Source organism: Acinetobacter sp. UBA2581 (genome assembly GCF_002339435.1).
Taxonomy (GTDB): domain Bacteria; phylum Pseudomonadota; class Gammaproteobacteria; order Pseudomonadales; family Moraxellaceae; genus Acinetobacter; species Acinetobacter variabilis.
Map to the genome: position 1 here is coordinate 1 of NZ_DDLD01000102.1, position 6,384 is coordinate 6,384.

Annotated in this window: 9 protein-coding genes; all 9 read right to left on the minus strand. The window is 38.5% G+C overall.

Features of this window, described 5'->3' with window-relative positions:
* Positions 1 to 100: 100 nt before the first annotated feature.
* Positions 101 to 265, minus strand: coding sequence for a hypothetical protein (locus B3Q46_RS13055; RefSeq protein WP_180003601.1), 165 nt, complete (start codon positions 263 to 265; stop codon positions 101 to 103).
* Positions 265 to 549: a hypothetical protein gene (locus B3Q46_RS13060; protein ID WP_286716135.1), complete on the minus strand. Its 285-nt coding sequence runs from the start codon at positions 547 to 549 to the stop codon at positions 265 to 267. Before B3Q46_RS13060 ends, B3Q46_RS13055 begins: the two co-directional genes overlap by 1 nt.
* Positions 550 to 625: 76 nt before the next feature.
* Positions 626 to 1,771 carry a hypothetical protein gene (locus B3Q46_RS13065; protein ID WP_286716137.1) on the minus strand — a complete coding sequence of 382 codons (1,146 nt, stop codon included), beginning with the start codon at positions 1,769 to 1,771 and terminating at the stop codon, positions 626 to 628.
* Entirely contained in the window at positions 1,768 to 2,844 is a 1,077-nt protein-coding gene (locus B3Q46_RS13070; RefSeq protein ID WP_200230640.1) for an ATP-binding protein, read from the minus strand. The genes B3Q46_RS13065 and B3Q46_RS13070 overlap by 4 nt, the downstream gene beginning before the upstream one ends.
* Positions 2,844 to 3,380, minus strand: a complete 537-nt coding sequence (locus tag B3Q46_RS13075; protein WP_286716151.1) for a hypothetical protein — start codon at positions 3,378 to 3,380, stop codon at positions 2,844 to 2,846. The genes B3Q46_RS13070 and B3Q46_RS13075 overlap by 1 nt, the downstream gene beginning before the upstream one ends.
* On the minus strand, positions 3,377 to 3,799 hold the full coding sequence (locus B3Q46_RS13080; protein ID WP_286716153.1) for a hypothetical protein: 423 nt from the start codon (positions 3,797 to 3,799) through the stop codon (positions 3,377 to 3,379). The genes B3Q46_RS13075 and B3Q46_RS13080 overlap by 4 nt, the downstream gene beginning before the upstream one ends.
* Before the next feature lie 230 nt (positions 3,800 to 4,029).
* The gene (locus B3Q46_RS13085; protein WP_005104451.1) at positions 4,030 to 4,383 is read right to left on the minus strand and encodes a hypothetical protein; all 354 of its coding nucleotides are present in this window, start codon (positions 4,381 to 4,383) and stop codon (positions 4,030 to 4,032) included.
* 138 nt (positions 4,384 to 4,521) lie between these two features.
* Positions 4,522 to 5,505: a GTP pyrophosphokinase gene (locus B3Q46_RS13090; protein WP_286716155.1), complete on the minus strand. Its 984-nt coding sequence runs from the start codon at positions 5,503 to 5,505 to the stop codon at positions 4,522 to 4,524.
* The coding region (locus tag B3Q46_RS13095; protein ID WP_286716157.1) for a nucleoid-associated protein at positions 5,502 to 6,384 on the minus strand (883 nt) is incomplete at its 5' end. The genes B3Q46_RS13090 and B3Q46_RS13095, both read right to left, overlap by 4 nt.

The following is a 6,384-nucleotide window of genomic DNA, read 5'->3' on the forward strand; positions in this document are numbered from 1 at the left end:
TGTGTTCAGCGGACGCTTACGATCAAATTCACCGTCAGCAATAAATCTATCAATAACGTTTTCTTCCTGACCTTTGGATACAGCAATGTTTTCTTGAACTTCAGTCACTGTTTTTCTCCTGCAGTTTTAAATATTCAAATTTTGCATCAGCCCAGTTTTTAGCATCGTATGGGCTTAAACCTTTTTCTTCACACCATTTGGTGCACCAGAGAAACTGAGCATCGTCATAGGGAGTTGGCTTAACTACTTGATTAGTACTATCCATCACGCCGCCTTCATAATCTGATTAGCCACAATTTTTGCTAAGTTTTCGCTGGTTTCATTCGAAACATTCGGGCAGCGCAGGTGCATTTCATATTCATCGAATAGCATCTGGCATGCTGCATTACCTGTTAAATCATTCTTTAAAAACACATAGCTCAGTGCTTTGCGTGTACCTTTGCCTGAAAAAGTAGAGCTACCATCTGCAAGTTCTTTCTTTGCATAACCCAGCTTTTCCAGCCAAAGTTTGAAACCAGCTTCATGTTTCTTTTTGATTTTGAAAATCATCTCAATCCCCAACATTTTTTGATTTTGGAGCCATGCTGGATTAGCACGACTCGGGTTTTAGAGGAATATTGATAGATCATGAAGCTTCACCAGTTTCACTAGCTTGGATCAAAATCTCTTTGCGCTGTGCATATATGCCGAGTAATTCTTGATGATCAGCGGGAAGTAATTTAGCCGCAGGAATTGCTGGTGCTAATCGCTCCAAAGCTTCTACTGAATTCATGTCATAGATCCGATTGATCAGTACCTGTTTCTTTTTGGTATAAAGCATATCAATTGGATAGCTTGATTTTCCATTGCCTGACATCGCATCCTTGCAAATAGCTTGTTGAACGTCTTTAGTGGCTTGATGTTCGATTTCTTCAATTATGTTTAGTTGATCGGGTTCAACTAGTTCTTTGATGACTGACTCAGGTTCAACCTTAGGTGTGTATTGCTCAGGATTCAGTTCAAGCAATTTATCTTCAGTCTGCTTGCACAAATGCTGTTGATCTTTTTGATCTAAGTATCCATTAGCCAGAAATACGTGGCGGAATGAAAGAACGTCATCAACCTTAGTAAACTGGTCAATTTGCGCTGTAAACTTTTCAACCAGCTTTACCGGGTCAGTTTCAACCGAATCTTCTTCAGTTTCTGTAGGTGCTTCAGTATTAACAGTGGCTTCTTGCTCTATGGCTTCAACAGATTGAACTACTTCTAGCTCAGGCCGTTTCTCAATATTTGGTACAGCATTATCTGGACCAGTTGGAATACCAGGCTGTTCAGTATCTTCCTTGGCTTTTCGACTACGACGTTTCTTTTCAGGCTTGTAATGACTTTCTATCGTCAAAGGGTAAGCAATAGTTCGCCCAAGAAGTTTACCAATTGCTTGTAGCTGTAATTCAGCATTCTCCTGATCCATCTGGGCAAAACCATTTTTTATACATTCAACATACTTTCCAGATAGTGAAGTGAATTGAGTATGTGCAATGTGATTGGGATAAACCAAGAAAATTTCCTGACCTTCCACCACGTCATCAAGAGTTAAAGGTTTAGCAAACGTAATACCAGCCAGCTCCATGGTCTCAACCTTGATGCAGAACTCATAGCCTGGCATAGCAAAAATAGTGGCAGGGAATTGAGACAGATCATCAAAATCCATTAATCCACCAACAGCGCGGCACATGATATTTCGGCCAGCCATCAATGCGTCAAAAGCTTCTTTGCTATTTAAAATATTCATGCTGACCATCCTTCCATATCTGATTTCGCCTGGCAGGCATTTAAAATTTGTTGTTCGTACTTTGTGCCTTTGAAGTAGTCCGCAGGCCGATTTAGATCATTAACGTGACTCGCATTTTGAATATCCTTTAATGCAGCCTGATAATCATTTTCCAGACGTGCCTCGTTTTCGGCATGCAGTTGCTGCTCATTCGCTTGGTGCGCTTGTTGGTTACGTTGAATGATTGAGTGAATACCGGCACACGTTTCCTCAAACTTTTGCTGTTGAACATCGTGAAGACTATTTAATCCCCGTTTGGCACAGTACTTTTCAATATCAATTCCAGCTTGTTGCATAAGCGCCTCAAGCTCTAAGAATTGGTTGCCATTGATGCATGCATTCGCAGATCCCGAGTTCAACCATTGTTTAAGCAACACTCCAGCCTGTTCAGAAAGCAGCATAGGTTCACTAAAAATGCGGGTACGGTCTTTTGTTCTAACTGCATAGTTGTCGTGAGTTAGATCCAGAACAGTGGTGAACTCATATTCAATACCGTCACGCTGTTCAGCTTTCATTCCGACCTTTTCAACTTTCTTTTTACCGTTACCTGCATCAACCTGAACGGTATCCATCTTGCTGCGCATGGTCACAATAATATTGATGCTGGATTGAAGCATTGCATCGATAAATTTGCGGTGCCTTGGGGTAACTTGGCTCCATGCACCCCAGCTATTACCCTTGAAAGTTGTACTGGCGAGCTTGTCGACAATTTCCAAACAGCCACCAACACCGGACCACTCATGAGTAATACTGTCCAGGATTAAGGTGTCAAAACCAGCCTTTTCAGCAGCCTGAATAGCGTCAATAAACTTTTCAGGAGTGTAGGGAGGTTGAATATTCGCATGTTCAAACTCAACAACATCTTCATATAGCTCAGCACTACTGTTCTCGGTATCAGCGACAGCAATCTTTCCACCAATACCTTTAGCCAAAAGAAGCGCACCCAAAGTTTTACCTGAGCCAGTAGGGCCAGCCAGAGCAAGGCGTAATTTCGCGTTTTTACGTTCCGCTTTTTTGAAAAATACAGTCGACATTACACAGCTCCTGAATGGCGGTTTTTACGCTTAAAGTTCTTATAGTCCTCAGACCCAAAGAAGCCGGTACTTTCTAAAACTTGATGTCGTTTATTTTTGCGCATGGCGACTCGCGCATTTTCCAAACCATCTAGAATCCACTGTGGAGCTGTAGACTTATCCATTTTCTTCAGAGAGCCGTCAGGTTGGATGGAGTAAATCAACGTATTGCAGAAATAGTCAGCAATAGTCCCTGAGCTTTTGACACGTAAAGCGAAGTAGCTCACCCGGTTTTTACCCACCCTGTAAATCTCAAGTCCTTCAAACGTCTTGATGTATTCAGAGAAGTAACGATGAGTTGAGCCAAACTCTACTGGCATTGGAATGACAGGTAGTTCATCTGCTTTGAATTGCAGGAAACCAGTGTAAAGATCAGCAAAATTAACTTGTGCTTGGTCATTAAGCGGGGACCAATCATCAGAGCCATATTCACACCAGTAAACCAGCTGGCCATTCAAAAGTGCTTCAAAGATTTGATCGGCAGATTTAAGAATCATGACTGCACCTCCACCAGACGATGTTTCATGATATAGCCAGCGATCATTGCGTTGATTTCGCGGTGATCCTGATAATCAGTGAAGTCGTTGTATGGATTGCCATTGGCATCGAATACTTTTATTTCACCAAGTTCTATTACTTCTACATTAGTGAACTCGGAACCCGGTACACCGTAGTCATCTGGATGTGCTACAACTTCAAACGAAGTAATTTCCAAACGAAAGCCATCCAGATTAAGGATTGCTTCACCGCGTACGTCATCAAGCATTTTTAAAGACACAATGCCGTATTCAGATTGAATGTTTTGAGCTGGAGCTGCTTGGCTAGTACCAAAGTCAGCATGCCAACCAAACGCTAATGCGCTTACAGTTAAGGCAGTAGCAACAAGAGTTACCTTGAAGCTATTGTGTGGAGTCAATTTTGCATTCATAATAATTTCACTCACAGGTTGATTGTGGGTCATGCCTCAGGTTGCTCGAACAACGCTGAGGCTTTTCTTTGCTTGTGAGATAAAATATACCTGTGAGGTAAAATAAAGTAAATACCTGTTAGGTAAAAATAATAAAAATATTTTTACTCTTCAGGTGAAATAAGATTTAATAGACAAAAGAAAACCCACACAAGGTGGGTTCTCTTAAAGCGTAAATCTTATTTTTTGTATTCAGTAATACTGATAGGTTTGTCTTTCATAAACTCTACAATACCTTCACCAGCTTTGAAGTGAATTGAAACGCCGTCATCATTGGCCAAACGCATACCACTTCCTGAAATAGCTCGTTTAAGGTGATAAACCTTGCCAGAATTATCTGTCATTTCTGCAGTTTCAAAATTATCTGAAGATTTCAATTCAACTGTAAGATCCATTGGACCAGTAAAGTTAATTACCTGAGTTTCAGCTGGAGTATTGCTCACAACTTTTTCTTGTACCACTTCGTTTTTTGGATTTGAGGTGCAGCCAGTAATCGCCAATCCTAACAATGCTGCGCCTAACAGATATTTCATTGAGACTTACCTTTCTATTTATGAATCATAGGTGTCTTTATACTAATTGTTATAATGTAGCGTTTAAAGACAAGGTTACACTTACCTTACATAAAGAAGAAAACCCACCGAGGGGTGGGTAGAATAGAATTAATGAATTTAATCTATTGGAATGCTTACACCAATATCACTTGCAAGTAGGTCTAGATTTTCTAATGGCAGAGGCCAGTTATTTAATAGGCTGTTTTTATGTTTTTTGAGCATCCAGAAAATAAATAAAACTACACTCTCTTTGTAAAATGAATGTTTAGTGTATTTTTCTTTAATTAATTCAGCTATGTGTGGATTTCTATCAATAAATAGTTGAATGTTGTGTATCAATTCTTCATCTAGAAATGCTTCATAAGCATCCCAAATTGATAAAGATGATTTTTGATGGGTTGGGTGTAGATTGGTTAAAGCCATATACATAGAATCAAGTTTTTCTACTATTTTTAAATCGGTCAAGGGGCCGCGATTTAGCTCTGTAGTCACTCTGCAAAAGAATTCATCTGTTGTTTCAATCAGAGCCATACTTTTAGCTACAGTTCTATGAACTTTAGGCTGAGCTATTCTTTTCGATTTGTAAATAGCATCATGAGTTAATTCCGCATGTGCGTGCTGTAACAGTGTTCTTATTTGAACTTCGCATGGGGTTGATGGATGAATTTCAATCCCGTTATACGATATTACTTCTTTGGGGCGCAAAATAAAGTGCACAGATTGGTATGTGAAAATAAGAGGGTCTTTTTCCTGCTCCTCTTTGAAGTCCCTAGATAAATCATAATCCCAAATGAAACTCTCTTGTATGATATTTTCAATGATTTCAATATCTGAAGTAAGCAATACTACAAATCTGATGCCAACTTTATCTTCAATATCATGATAAGGATTATCATAGGATTTATTTCGTCTAAAAGCTTTATCTAACAGTGAGTTTTCAGCTTTTAATCGCGCTTTAACTGGAATTTTAAAGAATGAATCAAGATCATCTACGTGTTGCTCTTGAAGCTTATTCTTAATAGTATGGACGATCATATCTCCCCATGCCTCATACATGGGTTTTTCTGATCTCCATCTCTCTAAAAAAATAACTTCATTCATTCTTTAGGGTTAATCCTGTCTTTTACAATAATTTGAGTCCATGTTTGCGCAATTCCAGAAGCATCTTTATCTCCTTCATAGGACTTAATAATAACATCACTTTTGAAAACCTCAGGAGAGGCTAATATTTTAACGCTATTATTAAAGACTACTTTGCGAATTTGAAGTTTAGATTTAATGTGTTCTATATCTTTTGTAAAAGCTGTATTCGGTAGGCCTTTTTCATCTAAAAAGTTCTTAAAGCTATCCTGTATTTTTGGATCATTAAAGTATGTTGAAGCAAAAGATGAGGCGTCAATAGTCGTAGATTTATCTACTTTAAGATAGGTTGTTAAAGCGCTTATCAAATCATTTTGCACTTCAACTGTGTAGTTAAGAGATGTAATAAACTCTTTAGTAGCTTCATAAAATTGTTTGGTTGTTCTTGCACTAGTCTGGGGATATCCACATCCAGCAAAATCTGAATAGAAATACTGGGCTGCTGCCTTACCATCAGATTGACTTATTTGATTATCCGAAATCATTACTAGCCATTTTTCGTTAAGATCATCACATGGAGATGCATAATCAGCTTTTTCAAAGAAAGCAATTGTTTTATAAAGTTTTGAAGAAGGTGTTAAAAGTAGTTCCTCAATAAAGTCTAGTGAAATTTTATTTGTATTTTCATCTACTATCTTTGCATAACCATTATAGATTTCAGCCTTGATTACCCCCAAAAATTTTTTTGCTGGGAAGCCTTGCTTTCCAGTAAAAATCACGACAATTCCACCAGTTATATTTTTTGTTCTTTGAGCATCAGATAATTTTTTTGCAATATCGAATGATGAAACAGCAAATACGTCATCTGTTTGATCAATCATTTGTCTTGTCCTGAAATAG